This is a genomic window from Effusibacillus pohliae DSM 22757, assembly GCF_000376225.1.
In the GTDB taxonomy this organism is placed as follows: Bacteria; Bacillota; Bacilli; order Tumebacillales; family Effusibacillaceae; genus Effusibacillus; species Effusibacillus pohliae.
On record NZ_AQXL01000135.1, the window covers coordinates 38,743 to 60,825 of the forward strand.

General features: G+C 54.7%; 23 protein-coding genes and 2 pseudogenes. 20 read left to right on the top strand and 5 right to left on the bottom strand.

The genetic code is table 11. From position 1 onward, the window contains the following. The first annotated feature begins 16 nt into the window (after positions 1-16). From C230_RS0117955 to C230_RS0117990, 8 genes and pseudogenes are all read left to right on the top strand, one after another. Positions 17-871 carry a deoxyribonuclease IV gene (locus C230_RS0117955; protein ID WP_018133438.1) on the top strand — a complete coding sequence of 285 codons (855 nt, stop codon included), beginning with the start codon at positions 17-19 and terminating at the stop codon, positions 869-871. 133 nt (positions 872-1,004) lie between these two features. Then, the gene (locus C230_RS0117960; RefSeq protein WP_018133439.1) at positions 1,005-1,235 is read left to right on the top strand and encodes a twin-arginine translocase TatA/TatE family subunit; all 231 of its coding nucleotides are present in this window, start codon (positions 1,005-1,007) and stop codon (positions 1,233-1,235) included. Between the two features lie 372 nt (positions 1,236-1,607). Continuing rightward, positions 1,608-2,873, top strand: a complete 1,266-nt coding sequence (locus tag C230_RS0117965; RefSeq protein WP_018133440.1) for an L-lactate MFS transporter — start codon at positions 1,608-1,610, stop codon at positions 2,871-2,873. A gap of 93 nt (positions 2,874-2,966) precedes the next feature. Further along, positions 2,967-3,320: a DUF2294 domain-containing protein gene (locus tag C230_RS0117970; protein WP_018133441.1), complete on the top strand. Its 354-nt coding sequence runs from the start codon at positions 2,967-2,969 to the stop codon at positions 3,318-3,320. A gap of 188 nt (positions 3,321-3,508) precedes the next feature. Continuing rightward, the gene (locus C230_RS23480) at positions 3,509-3,634 is read left to right on the top strand and encodes a DUF2397 domain-containing protein (RefSeq protein WP_245534012.1); all 126 of its coding nucleotides are present in this window, start codon (positions 3,509-3,511) and stop codon (positions 3,632-3,634) included. A 20-nt stretch (positions 3,635-3,654) separates the two neighbouring features. Then, positions 3,655-3,933, top strand: a complete 279-nt coding sequence (locus C230_RS23950; protein ID WP_407635584.1) for a DUF2397 family protein — start codon at positions 3,655-3,657, stop codon at positions 3,931-3,933. Further along, positions 3,918-4,175 (top strand): annotated as a pseudogene (locus C230_RS0117985) (hypothetical protein); the annotation flags it as partial. The gene C230_RS23950 and the pseudogene C230_RS0117985, both read left to right, overlap by 16 nt. Continuing rightward, a complete protein-coding gene (locus C230_RS0117990; protein ID WP_018133445.1) occupies positions 4,175-4,666 on the top strand; it encodes a TIGR02679 domain-containing protein in 492 nt (163 codons plus the stop codon). The pseudogene C230_RS0117985 and the gene C230_RS0117990, both read left to right, overlap by 1 nt. 13 nt (positions 4,667-4,679) lie before the next feature. Here the strand turns inward: C230_RS0117990 and fdhD are convergent, their stop codons facing one another. Continuing rightward, on the bottom strand, positions 4,680-5,465 hold the full coding sequence (gene fdhD / locus C230_RS0117995) for a formate dehydrogenase accessory sulfurtransferase FdhD (protein ID WP_018133446.1): 786 nt from the start codon (positions 5,463-5,465) through the stop codon (positions 4,680-4,682). Between the two features lie 120 nt (positions 5,466-5,585). Between fdhD and C230_RS0118000 the strand changes: the two genes are divergently transcribed. From C230_RS0118000 to mobA, 3 genes are all read left to right on the top strand, one after another. After that, a complete protein-coding gene (locus C230_RS0118000; RefSeq protein WP_018133447.1) occupies positions 5,586-5,951 on the top strand; it encodes a DUF2294 domain-containing protein in 366 nt (121 codons plus the stop codon). A 141-nt stretch (positions 5,952-6,092) separates the two neighbouring features. Further along, on the top strand, positions 6,093-8,444 hold the full coding sequence (locus tag C230_RS0118005; RefSeq protein WP_018133448.1) for an FdhF/YdeP family oxidoreductase: 2,352 nt from the start codon (positions 6,093-6,095) through the stop codon (positions 8,442-8,444). A gap of 254 nt (positions 8,445-8,698) precedes the next feature. Beyond that, on the top strand, positions 8,699-9,466 hold the full coding sequence (gene mobA, locus C230_RS20965) for a molybdenum cofactor guanylyltransferase (RefSeq protein ID WP_018133449.1): 768 nt from the start codon (positions 8,699-8,701) through the stop codon (positions 9,464-9,466). Here mobA and C230_RS22130 read toward each other — a convergent pair. Both C230_RS22130 and C230_RS0118020 read right to left on the bottom strand, forming a co-directional pair. Next, positions 9,357-9,608: pseudogene (locus C230_RS22130) on the bottom strand (hypothetical protein); the annotation flags it as partial. The gene mobA and the pseudogene C230_RS22130 sit on opposite strands and share 110 nt — an antisense overlap. A 370-nt stretch (positions 9,609-9,978) precedes the next feature. After that, positions 9,979-11,277: a glutamate-1-semialdehyde 2,1-aminomutase gene (locus C230_RS0118020; RefSeq protein ID WP_018133451.1), complete on the bottom strand. Its 1,299-nt coding sequence runs from the start codon at positions 11,275-11,277 to the stop codon at positions 9,979-9,981. A 425-nt stretch (positions 11,278-11,702) separates the two neighbouring features. Between C230_RS0118020 and C230_RS20970 the strand changes: the two genes are divergently transcribed. The 4 genes from C230_RS20970 (at position 11,703) to C230_RS0118040 (ending at position 15,723) form a co-directional block, all read left to right on the top strand. Next, on the top strand, positions 11,703-12,815 hold the full coding sequence (locus C230_RS20970) for an aldehyde dehydrogenase family protein (RefSeq protein ID WP_018133452.1): 1,113 nt from the start codon (positions 11,703-11,705) through the stop codon (positions 12,813-12,815). 54 nt (positions 12,816-12,869) lie between these two features. Beyond that, complete coding sequence (locus C230_RS0118030; protein ID WP_018133453.1) at positions 12,870-14,297, top strand: S-layer homology domain-containing protein; 1,428 nt, start codon at positions 12,870-12,872, stop codon at positions 14,295-14,297. Positions 14,298-14,529: 232 nt separating this feature from the next. Continuing rightward, positions 14,530-14,856 (top strand): hypothetical protein, encoded by a 327-nt coding sequence (locus C230_RS0118035; RefSeq protein ID WP_018133454.1) that lies wholly within the window; start codon positions 14,530-14,532, stop codon positions 14,854-14,856. A gap of 27 nt (positions 14,857-14,883) precedes the next feature. After that, the gene (locus C230_RS0118040; protein WP_018133455.1) at positions 14,884-15,723 is read left to right on the top strand and encodes a R2-like ligand-binding oxidase; all 840 of its coding nucleotides are present in this window, start codon (positions 14,884-14,886) and stop codon (positions 15,721-15,723) included. Positions 15,724-15,860: 137 nt separating this feature from the next. On the opposite strand, the gene C230_RS23490 is transcribed toward C230_RS0118040, so the two are convergent. Further along, a complete protein-coding gene (locus tag C230_RS23490; protein ID WP_018133456.1) occupies positions 15,861-17,381 on the bottom strand; it encodes a response regulator transcription factor in 1,521 nt (506 codons plus the stop codon). A 278-nt stretch (positions 17,382-17,659) separates the two neighbouring features. Here C230_RS23490 and C230_RS0118050 point away from each other — a divergent pair, with 278 nt between their 5' ends. From C230_RS0118050 to C230_RS0118065, 4 genes are all read left to right on the top strand, one after another. After that, entirely contained in the window at positions 17,660-17,860 is a 201-nt protein-coding gene (locus C230_RS0118050; protein ID WP_026174417.1) for a S8 family serine peptidase, read from the top strand. Next, positions 17,823-18,134 carry a hypothetical protein gene (locus C230_RS0118055; protein WP_156807511.1) on the top strand — a complete coding sequence of 104 codons (312 nt, stop codon included), beginning with the start codon at positions 17,823-17,825 and terminating at the stop codon, positions 18,132-18,134. The genes C230_RS0118050 and C230_RS0118055 overlap by 38 nt, the downstream gene beginning before the upstream one ends. A gap of 162 nt (positions 18,135-18,296) precedes the next feature. Then, on the top strand, positions 18,297-19,049 hold the full coding sequence (locus C230_RS0118060) for a hypothetical protein (protein ID WP_018133457.1): 753 nt from the start codon (positions 18,297-18,299) through the stop codon (positions 19,047-19,049). 180 nt (positions 19,050-19,229) lie between these two features. Then, positions 19,230-19,517: a hypothetical protein gene (locus tag C230_RS0118065; RefSeq protein ID WP_018133458.1), complete on the top strand. Its 288-nt coding sequence runs from the start codon at positions 19,230-19,232 to the stop codon at positions 19,515-19,517. 105 nt (positions 19,518-19,622) lie between these two features. Here C230_RS0118065 and C230_RS0118070 read toward each other — a convergent pair whose 3' ends face one another. Continuing rightward, positions 19,623-20,420, bottom strand: coding sequence for a ZIP family metal transporter (locus C230_RS0118070; protein WP_018133459.1), 798 nt, complete (start codon positions 20,418-20,420; stop codon positions 19,623-19,625). Positions 20,421-20,668: 248 nt separating this feature from the next. On the opposite strand from C230_RS0118070, the gene selA reads away from it, so the two are divergent. Next, a complete protein-coding gene (gene selA, locus C230_RS0118080) occupies positions 20,669-22,081 on the top strand; it encodes an L-seryl-tRNA(Sec) selenium transferase (RefSeq protein WP_018133460.1) in 1,413 nt (470 codons plus the stop codon). Positions 22,082-22,083 lie beyond the last annotated feature (2 nt).

Below are 22,083 nucleotides of genomic sequence, written 5' to 3' on the forward strand. Positions count from 1 at the left end.
GGTCGGAGGGATCTGGTTGTTAAAGATTGGCGCAAACGTTTCGATTGCAAAGACGGGCATGCTGGCTGCCGTTGAAGAGACCATTTCGTATCATGCAAATACTTTCATGATTTACACCCGCTCAAACCGCGGGGGCAAGGCCCGGCCGATCGAGGAGTTTAACCGGGATGAAGCGGCGGAGCTGATGAAGCAGCACGGGATTGTCGATCCGGTTGTGCATGCTCCCTACTTGATCAATCTTGCGTCACCGGTTGAGAACACGTGGGAGTATGGGGTGGAATTGCTGCGGGAAGACATTCGGCGCACATCCTATCTGGGGATCAAATATCTCGTGTTCCATCCGGGCGCGCATGTTGGACAAGGGGCCAGCTACGCGGTCAAGCGGATCGCCGAAGGGTTAAACGCGATCCTGACCGGGGACGAAGACCTGTTTGTCTGTTTGGAAACGATGGCGGGGGACGGTTCAAAAGTCGGCAACAGCTTCGAAGAGATTGCGGAAATCATTTCACTCGTTAAGCACAAAGACCGTCTGGGCGTCTGCGGTGACACCTGCCATATGTATTCGTACGGCTATGACATTGTGAACGATTTTGACGGGGTGATGCAAAAATTTGATGACATCATCGGCCTCGACCGGCTTAAAGTGTTTCATATCAACGATTCGAAAACCCCGTTCGGTTCCCGCAAGGACCGGCACGAGAACATCGGCCTCGGGTCGATCGGCATTGAAGCGATGAAACGCATTGTCTACCATGATTTGTTAAAGGACATGCCGCTTATTCTGGAAACGCCGGAAGGGCGCTACAAAGAAGAGATCGCGCTGCTGCGGGGCGAAATCGAGCGGCCGGGCTATCTTGATTCGCGCCGTTAAATTCTATGGATCACCATTCCCTGCTGCCCTTCAACGTTCACAGTTTTGTCAGCGGAAAGCCTGTTCATTCCGCCAGCGATGGTATATAATGTGTTCGAGCAACCAGTACACACAACGATTTGGAGGAAGCAGCATGTTTCAACAAATTGGGTTTCCCGGTTTGGTGCTGATTTTGATTATCGCGCTGATCGTGTTTGGACCGAGCAAGCTGCCGGAACTCGGCCGCGCGTTCGGCCGCACGTTGCGGGAATTTAAAGATGCGACAAAAGGACTGGCGGATGACGACGCTTCCACCATCTCAAAGACGGAAGTGAAGCCGGAAGTTAACCAGCTTAAACCGGAACCGGCTGAACCGAAAAAATAAATCGCGACAAACGCTCGGTAAACCGGGCGTTTTGCTTTTCCCGATGCTGTTGACAAGGAGACAGGGATTTCATTTTGACAGATTTGGCAGACGGTTGTAAAATATAGAAAAATGGTCAACCTGTGAAACTCGCTGGTTGGCTATTGCGGAACGTTTGCTAGGTTGGTGCTGCTATAACGGATGGTTGTAGGAGTATTTACCGGCATAAAACAATCTCTGGTTCGCCAGAAGTTTGTTTTATGTCGGTTTTCATTTTTTTGGGGAAGTGCCAGCCTCATCGTATCGGGAAAGTGGGTGAGAGAGCAGTTTGGTACCTGTTGGCTGCAACCGGTGGTCAGAAAAATCTCGAAATGGGAAAGGAGTCATCCAAACGTGCAACAAGTGAAAAATCGTTGGCTGATTGCGGCGGCGGCCGTCGGCATCCACATCTCGATCGGCTCGGTGTACGCCTGGAGTGTGTTCACAAAGCCGCTGATGAAGCAATTCGGCTGGAATCTGCAGCAGGTGTCGTTGACATTCAGTATCGCCATTCTGTTCCTCGGGCTATCGGCCGCCTTCCTCGGCCATTTTGTCGAGAAACACGGACCGAGGCGATCGGGCACGCTGTCGGCGATATTTTTCGGACTCGGCATCATCGGTTCCGGTCTGGCGGTGAAACTCGGATCGCTGCCGCTTCTGTATCTGTTTTACGGCGTGCTGGGAGGAATCGGGCTTGGCGTCGGGTATATCACACCGGTCTCGTCATTGGTCAAATGGTTTCCTGACAGGCGTGGACTGGCTACCGGTTTGGCGATTATGGGATTTGGTTTCGCTTCGCTGATCAGCAGTCCGATTATGGCACGGTTGATTCAGTCGGTCGGCATTGCCGAGACATTCTTTGTTCTGGGAAGCGTTTATTTCGTCATAATCTTTTCCGCCGCCCAGTATCTGTCGCCGCCGCCGGAAGGCTGGATGCCTCGCGGGTTTCAGGCACAGGTGGAGTCCGGTGCCAAAAAGGTGAACCAGGATCTCTCGCAGTTGACTGCCAATGAAGCGGTCAAAACGCGGCGGTTTTGGTACCTGTGGATCATGCTGTTCATTAATGTGACTTGCGGGATCGCGATTCTTTCTGTCGCCTCGCCGATGGCGCAGGAGATTGCCGGCATGACGCCGATCGCTGCTGCGACGATGGTCGGGTTATTGGGATTGTTCAACGGAGCGGGGCGGATAGGCTGGGCATCCGTTTCCGACTACATTGGCAGGCCGAATGTGTACACCGCGTTTTTCGTGCTCCAAATCATTGCATTTTTTCTGTTGCCGTCCTCCACGAATGCGCTGCTGTTTCAAGTTCTGCTGTTCCTGATCATGACTTGTTACGGCGGCGGCTTCGCTTCGATCCCCGCCTACATAGGGGATCTGTTTGGGACGAAGCAGTTGGGGGCGATTCATGGATACGTGTTAACCGCCTGGTCGGCCGCCGGACTGGCGGGACCGATTTTCACCTCTTGGCTGCGGGAAACGACCAACAGCTACACCGGCACTTTGTATGTGTTTGCGGTCATGTTTTGCGCAGCATTGACCGTTTCGTTGCTGATCCGGTTGGACATCAAACGTCTGCGGGCCGGTAACCATCCCCGCAAGTTCGATCTGGCGGGGTAAGCGGCACTGACTAGGTATAACGTACCTTTTTTTACCGGATTTGTTTTTGTATACTGATAGATAGGATCTGCTCAATCGGGGTGAATTGGCGGAGTGAAGAACAAAGAGGCGCTGTTCAATGAGATCGTCCGGCGGGTTCGCAAGGATCATTTCGGTAAAGGGCCGGAGAAGATCAAAACCACTTTTGTCGACAATATGGCGATCTCGATACTGCACGGGAACCTGACTCCGACCGAAAAGTTCATTGCCCAGACGCCGCAAGGGGCGGATATGATCCACACGGCCCGCACCAAAATGATCCAGCGGGTGTACGCCGACAAGGTACCGGAAGGCATGGAGGAAGTAGTCGGGGCCAAACTGTTGTATCTGTTTTCCGATTTTAAGGTGGAAGAAGATATGGCGGTATCCGTGTTTATTTTCGACCGCAAAATCGATGTCGATGAATAGCCTCGAATTGCCGGCATAAAACAATCTCTGGTTCGCCAGAAGTTTGTTTTATGCCGATTTTTTATGCTTCACCCAATTCGCCTGCACATCTGGAAAATAACTGCCGGCAGCGAACAACCGGACAATTGTAGTAACAATGAATGCAGGAACTCGATTTCTTGAAAAAATTTCACCAAAGGGTGATCCTTTTGTTCACAAGACGCTCCCCCAACCCGTACAAACTGCTGCTGGAAGCGAAATACCTGGCGCAGGACAACTCCTACCAATACCGTGCCATTCTTCGGTATTTTTACGAACAGCAGCAACGATACTGAAACCGGCTGAACCGGAGGAGATTTACCGCGCGGTTCGGGAGCGGATGGATCCGCAAGACGCCGCCGCGTATACGGAAGAGCTGCTGCATCAGGACTTGCAGCAGCTGTATGGGTGGGGGAAACCTGGTTCGGAGACAATCAAGGTATCCAAGATCGAAGATTTCAAGAAAAAAAGGTACTGGTACCAGGCGAGCCTACACCATTCGCCTGAAACGGCTGGTGGAAGAACTGGAGAGCCTTGGCGAATCGTACGGCGGATCGCTGGAAGTCACCCAGTTCGAGATTTAACTACATCATGAACCCGCAGGCGTTGTGGGGCGATTACGACACCGTCTCCAGCCTGTCGATCTGCCAGTTGATCCGCCCGAAAAACGCGGACTACGTAACCGTCGTTCGCTATCGATGGGATGGTCTGGTTTTGCAGTTGCTGGATGGTGAAAGCGGGGGGCCGGGCACCCAGGAGTCAGAATCCGCAGAGTTGGCAACGTTGGACAGAGAGGTGGCTGCCGGAATCGATCAGGAAGGTGGGGGCGATGAGTAATGGGCAGGACAAAGAGACATTGCGGCAAAAGGAAACGTTGCGGCAAGCGGTTCATTATTTTCGGACACAAAAAAAACGGGTACGACCGGTTGTTTTCGGAGCTGTACCGAAAATACCGCAGTATTGGACGTTTTGGCGGAAAGATCAAGCTGAAGAATTTGTCGTTCCCGGAAGCAGAGGCGCTGACCGGTTTGTTGAACCGTTTTTTTGAAGCCGGTTCGGACGTCACCATCTCGGCAAAAGATGTGGAACAGGCGATTGGGCAAACCCGCTTTGGCAGCGTTGGCTTAAAGGCGATTCTCGAAGAATATATGGGGCAGCCTTTGCAGACAAAGAAAGCCGAGCGAGCGGACAGGGAGGCGAGATGGCAAACGTTTGGGCGGGAACTGTGCCTCGCATACAAACTGACAAGTGATTCGACCGGTGCCCAGCGGTCTATCAGGAATCGTTTTACGAGCAGCTTTATATGGACATCAGGCAGCGAATCGTGAGATGAACCAAGAGCTAGTGAATGATGCGCTGAGCATGCGTGTAGACGTTCAGTTTCTGCCCCCGCACAAAGCCGACGACGGTGATGCCGAGTTCGTCCGCCATTTGCAGGGCGAGGTCTGTGGGGGCAGATTTAGAGATGAGGATGCCGATTCCGATTTTGGCCACCTTCAACAGCACTTCCGACGATACCCGGCCGCTGAAGACGATCAGTTTGTCATGCAGGGAAAACCGGTTTTGCAGCCAGTGTCCGTAAATTTTGTCTAACGTATTGTGCCTGCCAATGTCGGTCCGCACGATCAGGAGCGAGTCTCTGTCGCAGAGGGCAGCATTGTGGACCCCGCCCGTGTTTTGAAAATGGGAGGAGCTTTGCTGCAACAACTCCATCAGATACAAGCATTGCTCGATCGTCACCTGCGCCTTGCTCGTGACGGTCTTGGCCGTTTTTACATCGTTGTGAAAATAGAACGACTGCCGACTTTTGCCGCAGCAGGAACCGATAAACCGCTTCGAGAAAAACTCCGCGGCGACCGGCTGCTTGTTGCCGATCTCCACATAGGCAAAGCCGCGCTTTTCATCGATTGTGACCGACTCGATCTCGTCCGGAAAGCGTATAATCCCTTCGGACGCCAGGAATCCGATCGCCATATCGCGCAGGTCGGATGGCGTGCAAACGAGCGTGGCAAACTCGCTGCCGTTCAACACAATGGTGAGCGGGTATTCGGTCACGATCTCGTCCATCTGCTCGACAAGCCCGCCGCCGTCGTATTTGAGAATCGTCTTTTTGGTTGTGGCATCCATTGGTCTTCCACCTCTCCCTTTTCAGCAGACGATGCGACCGATATTGTGATGTGTGACGTTTCATGCTATTATATTTTTAAGAGTAAATACGAAATTCCAAATCGTCAACAGGTTGGCACTATGAACAAATACGAAGCCGAATTCAGCAATTTGGTGCGGGCGTATCGCAAGCGGCATTTGGGGAGGGGCCCGACCAAAATCACCACCACGTTTTGCAAGAACTGGGCGATCTGCGAGATGGAGGGCAACCTGACGCCAGTCGAGAAGTTCATTGCCAGTGCCGATGGAGGCAAACAGATTCTGCGCTCGGCCCGAACGGAGTTGGTGAAGCAAATCTATCGCAAGCACCCTCCGGTCGAAATGGAAAAACTGCTCGGGGCCAAGTTCGTGGATTTGTTTGTCGATATCGATTTGGAACGGGATTTTGGGATGTCGATCTTCGTGTTCGACCAGAATATTGAGCAAAAATTTTGCATGGATGAATAGGCAGTTGGCACTTGGTAGCGAACCTGCTAAAGACTAACCGCCGTGAAATCCCTCTTTTTTTCTCCTTTCGCGTGGAAAAAGAGGATTTTGCGGTGGTTTTTTGTTTCTGGTTCATATCATCTGGCACAGGAGTGATGTTGCATGGGAAAGACAAAACATACCGGCCCGATTCGGCTGCCGAAGCTACCTGACCCGAAACTGTGGGTCAGCCCCGTACCGTTTGGACTCGGCAAAATCAAACCGCATCACATTCGGGACACCTTGAAGGTTGCCTGGGAGAACCGGGACAATCTCGCTTATGCGGCGCGAATTTTGACGCAGGGGGTGTGCGACGGGTGCGCGCTGGGAGTAGCTGGCCTGCATGACCAAACCTTGAGCGGTCCGCATCTTTGCACGACCCGTTTGAATGTACTGCGTTTGAACACAATGCCGGCGATGAAACCGGAGGTGATTCACGCCGATATCGACGAACTGAGAAGAATGGACTCTACTGCCCTCCGCAAATTGGGCCGTATCCCGTATCCGCTCATCCGCTGCAACGGGGAGCGCAAGTTCCGGCGCATTTCCTGGGATGAGGCGCTGGATCTGATCGCCGATAAAATCAAGCGGATCGATCCGAAACAACTCGCCTTTTATCTGACCTCGCGCGGAACGCCGAATGAATCGTATTATGTGGCGGCGAAAGTGGCCCGGTTTCTGGGAACTAACAATATCGACAATGCCTCCCGGATTTGCCACTCGCCGTCGAAGACGGCGCTGAAGCGGTCGCTTGGGATCGGCGCGTCAAGCTGCAATTACAAAGACTGGATCGGCACCGATGTGCTCGTGTTCTGGGGAAGCGTCGCCGCCAACAACCAGCCGGTCTCGACCAAATATATGTATGCGGCGAAACGCAAGGGAACCAAAATCATCGTGATCAACCCGTACCATGAACCGGCGATGGAAAAGTATTGGATTCCTTCCATTCCGGAATCGGCTTTGTTTGGCACGAAAATCGCCGACGATTTTTACCAGGTGAACATCGGCGGCGACATCGCGTTCATGAACGGTGTGATGAAGCACTGGTTCGAGATGGAGGAACGACAGCCGGGGTCGGCCATTGACCACGAGTTCGTACGGGAACATGTGAACGGTTTCGAAGAACTGCGAGATCACGTGACGAGATACGATTGGGAGACGCTGGAGAAATCATCCGGCTTGTCGCGGGAGCGGATGTACGAATTCGCAAAACTGCTGGCGGAAGCGAAATCGGCGGTTTTCGTCTGGTCGATGGGGCTGACGCAGCACCGGTTTGGTACGGACAATATTTCGCAGGTGGCCAACCTGGCGCTGTTGCGCGGGTTTTTGGGCCGCGAACACTGCGGTCTGATGCCGATCCGGGGCCATTCCGGGGTGCAGGGATCGGGCGAGATGGGAGCCGACCCGTTCAGCCTGCCCGGCGGCGACTTCAAAAGCACGGACATCGAACGGATCGAGCAGGTGTGGGGATTCGAGTTGCCGAAGTGGCAAGGCGACATTGTCGGCGTGACGCTGGAAAATGCGCTGCTGCCGGAGGATCACGAGCGGAAGCTGAAGCTGTTCTACACATCGGGAGGGAACTTCCTGGAGACGATGCCAGACCCCGAATTTGTCCGCGAGTGCTTGGAAAATGTGGACATTCGCGTGCATCAGGACATTATTTTCAACACATCGACGCTGGTGGACGCGAAAGAAGCGGTGATCGTGCTGCCGGCGATGACCCGGTACGAGATGCCGGGCGGCGTAACGTCCACCTCGACCGAGCGAATGGTCTACTTTTCCCCGGAAATCAAGGGACCGAGGATTGCGGAAGCTCGTCCTGAATGGGAGATCTATATCGACCTCGCCGCCCGTGTGAAACCGGAGCAAAAGCACCTGATCTGGTTCCACAACACACAGGAAATCCGCGATGAGATCGCGAAAGCGGCTCCAAATTACGACGGCATCCAGCATCTGAAAAAACAGGGGGATGTGTTCCAGTGGGGCGGCGCCTGGCTGTGTGAAGGCGGGGTCTGCCCGACGCCGGACGGGCGGGGGAATCTGATTCCGATCGAGTTACCGGAACTGCGGAAACCGGAAGGACAATTTTATGTGACCACCCGCCGCGGCAAACAATTCAACTCGATGATCTACAGCGAAACCGATCCGTTCAACAACGCGGACCGCTATGACGTGTTGATTAACCCGGCGGACGCGGAAACGCTTGGCATCCGGGAAGGCGAAGCGATCGTGGTCTACAACGAGCATGGAACGTTTCACGGCCGCGCCAAGTTTGAGAACGTGAGACCGGGCAACATCGAGGTCCACTGGCCGGAAGGGAACGTGCTGATTCCGAAAGGCGTCTACGAACAATACGCGGGCATCCCGGAATACAACACCGCAGTCATTGTGGAAAAAGCGGAGACCTATCACGCTTACAAAGACACCCGGTATGTGGAAAAGAGAATCGAAGAACTGGAGATGAGCGCGGGCTAAGAGTTTGTGCTGCCCAACGTGCATATTGCACGTTGGGTTTTGTTGTGTAAACAAAGCCGGCAACTGGAAGGCTCTATGTCTATGCGGATGACAAGTTCCTTACAAGCTTAGCGGTGGCAGTTCAAGAAAAAAGGGAACCGAACAAGTGAAATGGAATATAGGTAAAAGGAGCGCTTCGTTCGTGAAAGATGAAAACATGTGTAATGGCGAGAAAAACGAAGAAAACATTAATTCTTTGAGGGAGGTGCAGGTCATTGGCAGCAGGGGGATGCTGCGCAAAGTACGGAATCATCATCCTGGCAGGCGGAAAATCCAGCCGCATGGGAATCGACAAAGCATTGTTGACGATCCGCGGCAAACCGGTGATTGCGCGGATTCGGGACGAACTGAAACAAGCGGTTGTCGGCGGGCCAGCGGCGGTGTCCGGTAGTCAGGGAGTGGCCAGCGGTCACGAAGCAGAGGGAAGGCACAAAAAGGAGGAAAGTCGGGTCCCCTTTGTGATCGTTGCCAATGATCCTGCTGCGTACCGGTTCCTGGGGGAAAAAACGGTAACGGACCGTTATCCGGGCCGCGGGCCGCTGGCCGGCATCGAAGCCGGATTGAGAGCCTCTGCCTATGAGTGGAACCTGGTGGTTGCTTGTGACATGCCGTTGGTGACGGGGCAGGCGGGCCGTTTCTTGTTGGAACAGGCGGTCGCCGCGGAGCGGCCCGTTCAGGTGGATGCGGTTGTTCCGGTGATCGACGGGCGATTACAGCCGCTGTTCGCCGTTTATCACAAACGCTGCGCCGACCGGATCGAACGGTTGCTGCAGGCGGAACAACTGAAAATGACCGATTTGCTGGAACAGTTGCGTGTCAAACGGGTAACGGAAGCCGATTTTCCGGCTGAGATCGACACGGGCCGCGTGTTCATTAACATGAATCGGCCGGATGAATACGAACAGGTTCAACAAATGGTAGACGCAGGTTGTGGCGGGCCAGTTCGAACGGATCGACGCCGCAGATCGCGGCCGCCGGGATGAGTGCCCAGGGAATCAAGGTGCCGCCGCCAATCCAGACCGCCGCGATCTGGCCGAGCGCGGTGAGCGTGGCGATGCCGTTGTAAAAGAAGGCGGCGATCGGGATGACCGGACCGAACACTTTGAACCCGAATTCGAATCCTTTTTCCCGAGCGAACCGGTCGCCCGCAGCGAAATCGCAAAAATGCCAATGATGCAAACCAGACTCGTGTGACGCCGCAACACCATCACACCGATGATCAACAAAATAAATAGGAGATAGACCCAGTGCAGCGAGAGCAGCTGAACACCGATTTTCATTCCCTGCCTTTATAGAATTACGGGCAGGCCGCCCGGCTTCACACAATGATGCCGGCGAACGACCTATGACGGTTGGTAGGAAAAGCGGTTTCTGGCAAAAAAAGGTCTCCGCATCTGCAGAGACCCTGTAAGACAACGAGATGGGACTGCCGCTATAGACGGTTGTCCGGCTCTGCATCGGCAGAGACCCTGTCACAACCCTGCTGCCCCGGTTTCTATTGTTTCGGCAATTTCGCGAACGCCCGGCGTGCTGCTGCGATCGTGTAGTCGATATCGTCCCGCGTATGGGCGGTGGAGATGAACCACGCTTCGTATTTGGAAGGTGCGAGGCAGATCCCCTCGTCCAGCATCAGCTTGAAAAATCGGCCGAATTGCTCGCCGTCGGTCGCCTGCGCATCCGCGTAGTTGCGTACCGATTCGGTACGCCCGAAGTAGACCGTCAACGCCCCCTTCATCCGGTTGATCGTGATCGGGTGACCGGATTCCCTCGCCGCGTTCCACAATCCTTCTTCCAGAATCCGCCCCAGTTCGTCCAGGCGCTCATACGTTCCCGGCTCCTGCAGCGTTTCCAGGCAGGCGATCCCGGCCGAGATGGAAGCCGGATTGCCGGCCATCGTGCCGGCCTGGTAGGCGGGCCCGAGGGGGGCGACTTTTTCCATGATGTCCTGCCGACCGCCGTAGGCGCCGATCGGCAGGCCGCCGCCGATGATTTTGCCGAGCGCCGTCATGTCCGGGTATACCTTCAGCAGATCCTGCGCCCCGCCGTAGTGGAAGCGGAAGGCGGTGATGACTTCGTCATAGATCACCAGCGCCCCGTGCTTGTGTGCCAGCTCATTCACACCTTCGAGAAAACCGGGTTCCGGCGGCACGATCCCAAAATTGCCGACGATCGGCTCGACCAGCACGGCCGCCACCTGTTCCCCCCAGTGATGCAGCGCCTCTTCCAACCCCGACAGATCGTTGAACGGCACCGTGATCACTTCGTTTGCGATCGATTGCGGGATGCCGGCCGAATCGGGGATGCCCAGCGTCGACGGCCCCGAACCTGCCGCCACCAGCACCAGATCGGAGTGGCCGTGGTAGCAGCCGGCGAATTTGATGATTTTGTCCCGTTTGGTGTAGGCGCGTGCCACACGGATGGTCGTCATCACCGCTTCCGTGCCGGAATTGACGAAGCGGATTTTTTCAAGCGACGGGATCGCCGTCTGCAGCATCTTGGCAAAATCGATCTCCAGCGTCGTCGGGGTCCCGTACAGCACCCCGTTTTCCGCCGCCCGGGCGATCGCCTTTGCCACATGCGGATGGCCGTGGCCGTGAATCAGCGGGCCGTACGCTGCCAGGTAATCGATATACCGGTTGCCGTCCACGTCCCACAGATAAGCACCTTTGCCCCGTTCCATAAACACCGGTGCGCCGCCGCCGACCGCCTTGAACGCGCGGGACGGAGAGTTGACGCCGCCGACGATGTACTCCTGCGCTTCCTCGTAGTAGCGCTCCGAATTTGTGCGATTCATCGCGATCCCTCCCATCTCCGATATGGTACCAATGTTTTCAGCGCCCGTCCACAGAATGGGGTGCGGGCCCGCGTGATTGCAGCGGAGACGGCCGGAAAGGTGGACGGGAAGGCGAAGGTCAATTTTTCGATGCAATTCGACAATAAAAAATCGTATATTTTGACGATTCGGTATTTTCGACTTGCCGGTATAATGATCCAAGAAAGTTGCAATCGTTGCAAGAAAAAGGGGGCATTCTATGCGAGCGGCCGTGCTACGAAACTATGGGGAGAGAATCATTGTCGAGGAAGTGGAATTGCGGGAACCGCAAAAAGGGGAAGTCAAAGTCCGGATGAAAGCGGCCGGCATCTGCCACAGCGACCTCCATGTGATCACGGCCGATTTGCCGCTGCCGGTGCCGATTGTGCTGGGCCATGAGGGAGCCGGTGAAGGGGGAAACGCTGCCATTTTCCCTGACCGGTGCCCCGCCCGAACATTTCGTGTTTACGCTAAAGGAGCCGATCGGCGTGGCGGGACTCATTACACCCTGGAATTTCCCGTTGCTGATGCCCGCCTGGAAAATCGCTCCGGCGCTGGCCGCAGGCTGCAGCATGGTGTTGAAACCGGCGCCGCAGACGCCTCTCACCGCTTTAAAACTGGCGGAAATCTGCGAAGAAGCAGGCGTTCCTGCGGGTGTGGTCAACGTCGTTCCTGGCGGTGATGAAGCAGGTAAAGCTTTGGTAGCTCATCGGGAAGTGCCGAAAATTGCGTTTACGGGAGAGACAGCGACAGGCCGCCATATTTTGGCGTCCGCCGCCCCACATATCAAGCGCGTGACTTTGGAGTTGGGCGGCAAGTCCCCCAATATCGTGTTCAATGACGCAAATTTGGAGGAGGCGGCCCAGAGCGCCCTGTTCGGCATCTTCTTCAACTCCGGCCAGGTATGCCAGGCTGGCAGCCGGATTTTTGTACAACGGGAATCTTACGAGCCCTTTCTGGAAGCGCTTTCTTCGATGGCCCGCAAGTTGAAGGTCGGGCAGGGAACCGACCCAACCACCGATTTGGGGCCGGTCATCAGCGAGGAACAGTTGAACAAGATCGAAAGCTACATCGAACGGGGAAAACGGGATGGTGCCGAATTGCTGGTGGGAGGCAACCGTCCGACCCATTTGCCAAAAGGCTATTTTATCGAACCGACGATCTTTGCCGGTGTCCGGCCGGACATGGCGATCGCTCGCGAGGAAATTTTCGGTCCCGTGGCAGCTGTGCTTCCTTTCAGCGATGAGGAAGACGTCATCCGGCAGGCGAATGACACGATTTACGGGCTGGCGGCGGCCGTATGGACCCGGGACATCAAACGGGGGCTGCGGCTTGTCAAGCGGATCCAGTCGGGAACCGTGTGGGTCAACACCTACCAGGTACTGACGCCGACGGCGCCGTTCGGGGGGTACAAGCAGAGCGGTCTCGGCAAGGAATTGGGGGAACGGTCGCTGGAAGCCTACCTGGAAACCAAATCGGTGATCGTCGATCTCAATGAGAAACCGATGATGTTCTTTTAACAAGAGGAGTTTAGAAACAGGGGTTTATCAAAGAAGTGCATTGGGGTGAGGGGTATGAAACATTTTGGGAATGCGGTGCGAAAAATTCTCGTCGTTGTGGCTTTGACCGGGATTTTGTTGCCTGTTCCGTATGCTCATGCAGCTTTTGGTTGGAGTTCCGGTTTGCTGAACCAGCCGGGTAACCAATCAGAGGGTATCTTGACACTTTTGAATCCGGTCACTGAACTGGCCAACGGTGTCCTGAATTCGACATCGACCATTGTCAACGGAGGATTGAACCAGGTCACAAACACGGTGAACAGCACGTTGAATTCGGTCTCAAACGCTACCGGCGGGCTTTCGAACCTGTCAAACGGCGGTGGCGGATTGCTTGATCCGGTCAACAACCCGTTGAACGGTGTGCTCTACCCGGCCACGCAAACGGTCAACGACGCATTAAACAATTTGACAGACTTGCTTACACCGAATCCATCGGACACCGGCGCCACCATCAGTTTGTCTAAGATGGCTGATGCGGATACGGTGGCCCCGGGAGGCACGATTACGTACCGGATCGCCATTAACAATGTCAGCAACACAAAATTCCGGAATCTTCAGCTATTTGATCAGCTGCCGGAGCAGGTGAACTTTGTGGCAGCTCCGGGAGCATCGTATGATGCCGGAACCCGCACGGTAGTCTGGAATCTCGGTGATCTGGCGGCACAAACCGGAAGCATAAAAACATTGTTGGTACAGGTTCTCAATCGGATTCCGCCGGGTACGGTCATCCAAAACCGCGCGGTGCTGAAAGCTGGCAATCTGCAGGTTTCGTCCCAGCCCAGTTCGGTCACAGTCGGCGCCAAGCAACATTCCGCCTTTATCGATGGTTATCCGGATGGCACATTCCGGCCGGAACATTTGACGACACGGGCCGAAATGGCAACGATCGTGGCTAGGATCAAAGGATTAAAAGCGGCGAAACAGATCCGGCAATTCTACGATCTGGATGCCAACCATTGGGCATTTCCGTATATTCAAGCTGTGGTTGAAGCCGGTATCTTTTCGGGTTATCCCGATGGAAACTTCCGGCCGGACCAGCCGATCACCAGAGCCGAAATGACTTCCGTCGTGTTGAAGATGAATGGAATTACGGTGATCCACCTGCAAGACGGAGACAGTTTGCCCGGACAGTTTGCCGATGTCCAACCTTCCCATTGGGCACATGACGCGATTCAAACCGCGATTCTTTTGTCCTACGTGGCGGGTTACGGAGACGGAAGTTTCCAGCCGGACAAAGGCATAAAACGGGTGGAAGCGGTAGTGATGATGAACCGCGCATCCGGCCGCGGTCCCCTGGTGGACGGGGATACAATTGTGGAGCAGCATTTTTCGGACGTGCCCCGCACTTATTGGGGGTTCGGCTGGATCGAGGAAGCGGCCAAACAGGAGCATCTCGGGGTACACAGCGGGCAAGGAGAGCGGTTGATACGGTATGCCAATTGACAGGGAGTGATTCGCGCCATGATCCATCTCTCTGAAAGTAAAAAAAGCGGATTTTTCCGCCGCGAAAAGGGAGACCTGTTTGTTGGCGGCAGGCCTGACGAACGTACTTTTCCCAGTTGACCGGCATCGCACAGCGGTTAGACCTGGCTAACGCCAATTTGAACTCGCTGAGCAACACATTGTGTGCTTTGTTTTCGCAGTACAAAAGACACGAGTGCGGGGAGGTGGGAAAATGGCTCATGTATTTGTTAACATGTACCGGCTGATCGTAGAAACCAGCAATGAGCCGCTAATCAGGCAAACGGTGTCGATTTTGCTGGAATTGGCGGAACAAATGGCCGTTTCCGGTTTCCAACGAATCGTGGAAATCATTTCTAAGCTGGACGGGAATGGGAATCAAACGTTGTTTGCTTGCCTCGACCGTTGGATTCCCAGATTCGATGAGACGATTGGCGGCCACCGGGAAGCGGCTGCCTTGTTGGGGATTGACGTCGATGACATCAAAGCGCATATCATCAATGATTACATTCAAAAAATCGGACAGATCGGACTGATCTGAGACAGACCAAAACGGAGGATGAGAAACATGGCGGGAAAACTGGCGACCGTATTGGATGTAACGGAGACAAAACCGTTTGATTTATACCAGAAGGCGAAACAATTTGGCAAATGGGATCCTCAGAAAATCGATTTCTCCAAGGACGCTCAGGATTGGAAACGGCTCGATGCGGACGAAAAGGAACAAATCCGGAAGATCTGCTCTTTGTTTTATCATGGCGAATTGTCGGTGCACGAAAACCTGGCGATGTATTTTATTGCAATGCCAAGATTTGATCAAAAGGCATTTCTGACCACCCAGATGCATGAGGAAGCGAAGCATGCCGAGTTGTTTGCGTATTTCTTCCAAAGCATCGGGGAACAATTTGACACCTCCACCTACATGATTCCCGAGTTTGTCAGCGTGTTGGAAGCCGATCTGGACCGGCGTTCCCGTGCTCTGCTCGACGCTATAAACGGACCGGATGAGGAACGGGAGGCGGCACTCGTGGATGCTGTTACCCATTACATGGGCGTGGTTGAAGGACTGCTGGCGGAATCCGGCTACTACGCGCTGGAGGAAATGGCGAAAAGGCGGGGCATTCTGCCGGGGCTGATGGAAGGCATCAAACAGCTGCGAATCGACGAGGGGCGGCACATCACGTTCGGGATGGATTTTCTGAAGGAGGCGATCGAGCGGAATCCCGCTTGCGTAGAGCGAATTAACGCTGTATTTGACCAGTATCTGGCGAACATTCATATTACGATTAGCTATGTGCTTGACCCGAATCCCGTGGGAATTGACAGCGACAAATTTTTGGAGTATTCCCTGCAGCAGTACCGGAACCGTCTGGAAGCGATCGGCATTGCGGAACCTGCTGCCAATTAAAACGGACACAAACCAGGCCTTAACCTCTTCGGCAGGTTAAGGCCTTTGCGTTCGACAGCGGTTGTGGCGACGTGGTGTCGTTGGAATGCAACCGACCGATTGGTCTTCTCATCCGTTACGGCAGTTTGTTGGCGGGTTTATTGGATAACGCCTTGCCTGACTGCGAGCGCCACTGCCTGCGCCTTGTTTTTCGCTCCCAGTTTTTGCGTTATGGAGGAGATATGGTGGCGAACGGTAAATTCGCTGATATGTAGGTGGTGGGCAATTTCTTTCATTGTCAATCCCTCTGCCATCAGGGCCAACACTTCGATTTCTCTTGCCGTCAGCGGATGGGCCGCCACTGCCTGTTCCGCAGGGGGCAGAGCGGGAATCGGGGGGCGGCGGAGGGATAAAAAGTGTTTAAACATTTTTCCCGCGTCGCTGCCAAATATTTTCGCCTTTGCAAGCGTGTTAGGATCGATTTGAAAATACACGTTCTCCCCGCAATCCGCGATCACGGTGGCGACCACCTGCGAATCATTCAGCAACGGAATAACAACAGTCGAAAGCAGACGAAACTGCTCCACATATTGTCGGGGAAATTCGTTCAGCGCTTTGGCGGTGTAATAGGGCTGTTTGGTCAATACAGCTTTGTTGATCGCGGGAACCCGTTCCACTTTTTCTGTGATCGATTGAATTTGCCGCACGTCCACCTGAAAGCCTGTGATCCCCTGGCCGTAATTGTTCGAATTGTAGGCAAACACGGCACATCGCCGAAATGGCAAATGGGTGACAAACCCGGTGGCAATTCGAGCAGCCAATTCGTGAAAATCGCGGCTTCTGATCAGGCTTCTGTTAAATTGGGCGATTGACATGTATTCATTCCGTTCATGCAGCTTTGTTTCAATATATTCTTTCAATCGAAGCTGCTGGGTGACGATTGGTATGATGGTTTCCGGGTGGTGCAAAGGAGAGGTTTGTACGTAGCATAGATACAGAATTTGGCTGTTCCAGACGAACGGGCAGAGTGTCACATTTTTTTCGCAAGCCGGCCCGTGCAGCAATTCGGTGATTTGCCCCGCTAGCTCACGTACCGACGCTGCTACCAGGCTTGCGACCATAGGACGCAGGGAGAGCCATTGTTTTTCGTACAGCGGGTTTGGATTCCAGTGACGGACGCGGAAGATGCCCGAGTCCTCTGCCAGAATCGCCAGCCAAGGCAGGGTTTGCACGGCCGGCCATGAAAACACCGGGGACAAAAACCCTCCGTTGCGGTTGGCGGAGTCATCCCAATGCCCATTTTCAAGGATGAAGTTTTTCCACCTGCTGAACAGCGAACGGATGCACTGCCATTCGGAAAAATCGGCCTTCTGTTGACCGTCTGACAATACCGCCAGGCAAACCTGTTCCAGACTGTCGAGCCAGCCGGCGCACAAGAAGGGATCGGGCGGTGACAAAAACTGCAGAATCCATTGGTAGTAGAAATTCTGAATCATAGAGTCGATCTTTGCCTCCTGCAACATGGGCAACGATTTCAGAAAAAAGTCCAACAGCCATTGGGACTCCGGTTTGCCCGCCGGTGCCTGTTCTTCCCACAGGAGGATCAGCAATTTTTCCTTTTCGGCCAGCTTCCTCCCGCACTTTTGAAATAAATCTGTCAGCGGGATTCCGTTGTTCATCATCCTCTCCCCCTTGTATCGGTATTTGCAACAACATGCGGCCGAACATTCCGGATCGCTTAAGATTCGATGCCTGTTTACTCTTTATGGTGACAAAACATTCAAAACAATGCAAGAATTTATTTCCGATATATCGTTTTGATCCCATTGAGGGCCAAAAAAATAGACAAAAAACCGTGAAATCTCCCAAATGTTATGAATGTAGGGTAAATTATCAATAAATCGGAGAGTAGATGGGAGTTTGAAACGCGCAAAGGATTTGATTACGCGATCGAAAATTGGCCGATTTTTCCTCGCGGGGGATTCCGGGCGACCCGATCTATCATCCGACAATCACCGCTCCCGGTGTGGATATCGTCTCGACAGGGCGTCTACCGGCTGCCCCGCATATTGCCGGAGTAGCCGCTTTGATGCTGGAGGCGAAGCCGGAGTTGCAGCCTGATGTGGTCAAGGACATTTTGGTTCGGACCGAGCGTTGACGGTACGCCCTTGGCTGCATCCGATTCCCACAACTTTGCGATCGGCCGGAATGCGGTCAGCACCACCGTGCAGATTGAATGGACCACACCGGGAGTCGTATGTATAGATCCCAACAAGCAATTGGCCGGACAATCCGCCCAGGGTGCCACCACGAGCGAACAGACAACGGTCCCCAATCCGGCGGCCGGCGCCTGGACGGCGGAAGCGCGTGGCTGGCTGAGCGCTACGGAACAATACAAAGGAACCGCGACTGTTGAGTACATTTTAGAATAGGACTGATCAGGGGAAGACTCCGGGAAGCCAGGTGATAGTTGCCAGGCTGCCGGGGTCTTCTGTCGGCTGGACCCGGGAATTTTTCCGCAAACGGACATTTAGCGGCAGCACGCTGCGAATTCTATGGCAGAAGGATGGGAGCGAGGAGAGGAGTTGACCGGTATGAAAAAATGGGCCAAAATCACGCTGTTGGCGGCGCCGCTTGTCCTTGGCAGTTCCTTCTATGCGTTTGCAGACGAAAAATCGACCGGGCAGGCGGCGATTACAATCGAGCAAGTGAAACCAGCGGAACCGGCAACCGCCAATACCAGCACTACCACCGCAACAACCGGAAGCACTTCGGCGTCTTCCCAGGCGGAGTTTCCGAATCCGTTTTTGGTGCAGCAGGAACCCCAGCAGACTCAAACGAACGGGGAACAGTCCGCGACTACGACGACCGGGCAGCGGTCGGCGGCTGCGCAATCTGCTGCGAATCAACCGTTGTCGATCGACCAGATCCGCAAGCTGCAAATCAACGCGAAGTCGGACCGTGGCGATTTGAAGCTGGAATATCAACTGGAAGGGAACGGAACGCCGAGGTTGAACGGCGAGATCGGGGATGTGAAGGTACACCTGTCGGGCGACAAGGCAAAAGAGATGACCAACCAATTCCTCACCCGCTGGCAGCTGCTCGATAATCTGCAGCAAGTGCTGGCCGATCCGAACGGGACACTGCACGCACAAGCGATTCTCGCGCTGCAGGAGTTTGAACTGGAAACGGTCGGCGGCAAGCGGATTGAGCTGGATCAAGAGAAACTGAAGGCGATCGTGGAAGGCAAGCAGGAAACGAAGGGCAAGGAGAAGGAAGCGAAGGAGAAGCGCGAAGACAAAGGAAAACACAAAGGGCACCAAAAGAACGACAAGGATGATGACTGATCGTTTGGGAAACAGCCTGCGCTTTGCCAACGGCCGGACGGAAATGCGCTTGCAGCAGGTTCGACCGGACTGCGGGGCTCCGCCAACCGGCGGGGCCTGTCGTTTTTTTCGCGCCTGGCCACATTGTTATTGACTGAATTGTACCGCAAATGTCAGAATGGAAGGAGGAGGGGGAGAAACGTGAAGATCACAGGAAAAATCGTGCGGAAACGGGCGTACTTCGACACGGACGACCGAACCATCAATTGTATCGCGTTCCTCGAGATCGATGACGGATTGCTGGTGAACGGAGACAAAATCAAAATTATCCCTGTGCTTGGCGAGGATTCGCTGATTCCGCAAGCGAGCGGAGAAAACGTGGAGATCGAGGGAGAGATCGTGTTCAAGCAGATCGTTACCTCCTCCGGCAAGCGAAATTCCTCACCGATTCCCATTTTGCAACCGACGCGCATCCACCAAGTCAGCTAAACCAAGCCGCTGGATCGATTCAGCGGCTTTTGGCATGTAGGTGATCTGGACGGTACTGACGGCTTGCTGCATCAAGGCTAATGGTGGTGTTGGCCGATGCGGTGATCAATGTGCGTGATGGTGTTCCTGCTGATGCGGAGCTGGTTCATGCTCATTCAGACCCAGCCCGTGGAACGCAAATGCGCCGATCAGAAACAGGATGACTCCGAGCAGGACGAACAGCGAATATTTCCGGTTTTCCGTCGCGTTGACGGCAGGTAGCAGATCGGTGCCGCCGACATAGAGGAAGACGCCGGCCGAAAAGGCAAGGGCGACGCCAATCAGCGCCTCCGAATGCGCGAATTCGCCGAGCCAGACGACGGAGAGCGCGCCCAGCAGTGTGGACAGGCCGAGATACACGGACGAGAGCAACGCTTGTCTGCGAGAGCCGTTGCTTGCCAGCGTGATCGAGGCGATTGTCAACCCATCCGGGATTTTGTGCACCAACACCGCCAAGAACACCAGCGCCCCCAGCCCAAGATCCACTTCAAAACTGGAAGCGATCGCTACCCCGTCAAAAAACGTATGTGTCAACATGCCGATCAGAATGCCGATACGGGAGCTGTGATGATGTCCGCCATGCGTCTCTTCCCCAAAATGAAAATGGGTGGCAACCACATGCTGAAACAGGTAGACGGAGAGGAACCCGAGCAATACATAGTATCCGTTTGATTCGGCCACAGCGAGGCTTTCCGGAAGCAGATCGACGACGGCGATCGCCAGCAAGAATCCGGCCCCTAACGCCATGAACGAATTGAGTGCGTTGCGCGACCAGTTTTTGCGGGCTGTAATCAACACTCCGCCCAATATGTTGGCGATCGACGTGACGATGACCAACAGCAGGATATAAGTGCTCTCCGACATAAATAGGACTCCTTCCGATTTTGCATTCCTCTACCATTATAAACAGCTTGCCGGCACAGTCAATTACAGATTGAACGCAAAGAAAGCCTGTGAACGTTGGCTGACAGGCTTGCCCGCGGCCGGAGTGGCCGCGTTCCCGCAATCAATCACCGGATGTGCTTTCCCGTTTTTCGATCGTGAGATTGGATGTTTTGGGCAGTTCATGTAAAATAGGTATCAACTGCATTTCCGATTGTTGAGGTGAGGATATGCCAGCCGAGGCGAAGACCGATCTTTTGCGCAAGCTGCCGGCTGTTCACAGGCTGCTGGATCATCCTGCCAGCCGCCGGTTGATCGAATCCTACTCGCACGACCTGGTGTCGGAAGCGATCGCTCATACGGTGTCGGAGGTGCGGAAGGAGATTTTGTCCGGCCGCCGGACGAGCGAAATTGCGGAGGAGGAGTTGCTTGACGCAGCCGAACAGTACCTGCGCCAGCAATTTCAGCCCCATTTTCGTCGGGTGATCAATGCCACCGGTGTCGTCTTGCACACCAATCTGGGACGAGCCCCGCTGGCAGAAACGGCGCTGGAAGCGATCGAACGTACGGCAAGAGGGTATTCGAATCTGGAACTGAATCTGTCGACCGGCGAGCGCGGTTCCCGTTACGACCACGTGGAGGAACTGATCTGCAGGCTGACGGGCGCGGAAGCGGCGCTGGTCGTCAACAACAATGCGGCAGCCGTGCTGCTGGTGTTGCGAGAGTTGGCGAAGGGCAAAAAGGTGATCGTCTCGCGCGGCCAACTGGTGGAGATCGGCGGTTCCTTCCGGGTATCGGAAGTGATGAAGGAGTCGGGGGCGCTGCTGGTGGAGGTGGGCACCACCAACAAGACGCATGAACGGGACTATGAGCAGGCGATCGATGAAGAGACCGCCCTGATCATGCGGGCCCATACGAGCAATTTCCGGATCGTCGGCTTCACCTACCAGCCGCCGCTGGCCGAGCTGGTGGCACTGGCCCACCGACACGGGGTTCCGGTGTACGAGGATCTTGGTTCCGGCTCGCTCATCGACCTGCGAAAATTCGGCATCGGCGACGAGCCGACGGTCGGTGCGTCGATTGCGGCCGGAGTGGATGTCGTGTCGTTTTCCGGGGACAAGCTGTTGGGCGGCGCCCAGGCGGGGATTATTGCCGGCAAAGCCGAATACATTAGACGGATCAAGAAAAACCAGTTGACCCGCGCCCTGCGCGTCGACAAGCTGACGTTGGCCGCGCTGGAAGCGACGCTGCTCTTGTATTTCGATGAAAAGCGGGCGCTTAACGAGATCCCCACGCTCTATTTGCTTACCCGGCAAAAGGAAGAATTGCACCGGCAAGCGGAGCGGTTGGCGGAAGGGCTGCGGGCCGTTTTCCAGGACAAAGCGGCGGTCGAAGTGGTGGAGGGGATGTCGCAGGTGGGCGGCGGCAGTTTGCCGACCGAGGATCTGCCGACCTATCTAGTGGCGGTGAAAACGGCTCCGTTTTCCCTGAACGTGTTGGAACACGCGTTGCGGCATGTCGAGTTGCCGGTGATGACGACCATTCGAAAGGAGGCTTTGCTGTTCGATGTCAGAACGATTTTTCCCCGAGAAATTGACGAATGCATCAACAGCGTCCGGGAAGCCTGCAAGCGGCTCGGGTGACG

Bases quoted from the DNA above. Each gene is read 5' to 3' on its own strand.
- selA (WP_018133460.1), top strand. From the start codon at position 20,669: ATGCCAGCCGAGGCGAAGACCGATCTTTTGCGCAAGCTGCCGGCTGTT.
- fdhD (WP_018133446.1), bottom strand. From the start codon at position 5,465: ATGGATGCCACAACCAAAAAGACGATTCTCAAATACGACGGCGGCGGG.
- C230_RS0118030 (WP_018133453.1), top strand. From the start codon at position 12,870: ATGAAACATTTTGGGAATGCGGTGCGAAAAATTCTCGTCGTTGTGGCT.
- C230_RS0118020 (WP_018133451.1), bottom strand. From the start codon at position 11,277: ATGAATCGCACAAATTCGGAGCGCTACTACGAGGAAGCGCAGGAGTAC.
- C230_RS0118000 (WP_018133447.1), top strand. From the start codon at position 5,586: ATGAACAAATACGAAGCCGAATTCAGCAATTTGGTGCGGGCGTATCGC.
- C230_RS0118040 (WP_018133455.1), top strand. From the start codon at position 14,884: ATGGCGGGAAAACTGGCGACCGTATTGGATGTAACGGAGACAAAACCG.
- C230_RS0118005 (WP_018133448.1), top strand. From the start codon at position 6,093: ATGGGAAAGACAAAACATACCGGCCCGATTCGGCTGCCGAAGCTACCT.
- C230_RS0118070 (WP_018133459.1), bottom strand. From the start codon at position 20,420: ATGTCGGAGAGCACTTATATCCTGCTGTTGGTCATCGTCACGTCGATC.
- C230_RS23490 (WP_018133456.1), bottom strand. From the start codon at position 17,381: ATGAACAACGGAATCCCGCTGACAGATTTATTTCAAAAGTGCGGGAGG.
- C230_RS0117990 (WP_018133445.1), top strand. From the start codon at position 4,175: ATGGGCAGGACAAAGAGACATTGCGGCAAAAGGAAACGTTGCGGCAAG.
- C230_RS0117960 (WP_018133439.1), top strand. From the start codon at position 1,005: ATGTTTCAACAAATTGGGTTTCCCGGTTTGGTGCTGATTTTGATTATC.
- C230_RS0118035 (WP_018133454.1), top strand. From the start codon at position 14,530: ATGGCTCATGTATTTGTTAACATGTACCGGCTGATCGTAGAAACCAGC.
- C230_RS0118055 (WP_156807511.1), top strand. From the start codon at position 17,823: ATGTGGTCAAGGACATTTTGGTTCGGACCGAGCGTTGACGGTACGCCC.
- C230_RS0118060 (WP_018133457.1), top strand. From the start codon at position 18,297: ATGAAAAAATGGGCCAAAATCACGCTGTTGGCGGCGCCGCTTGTCCTT.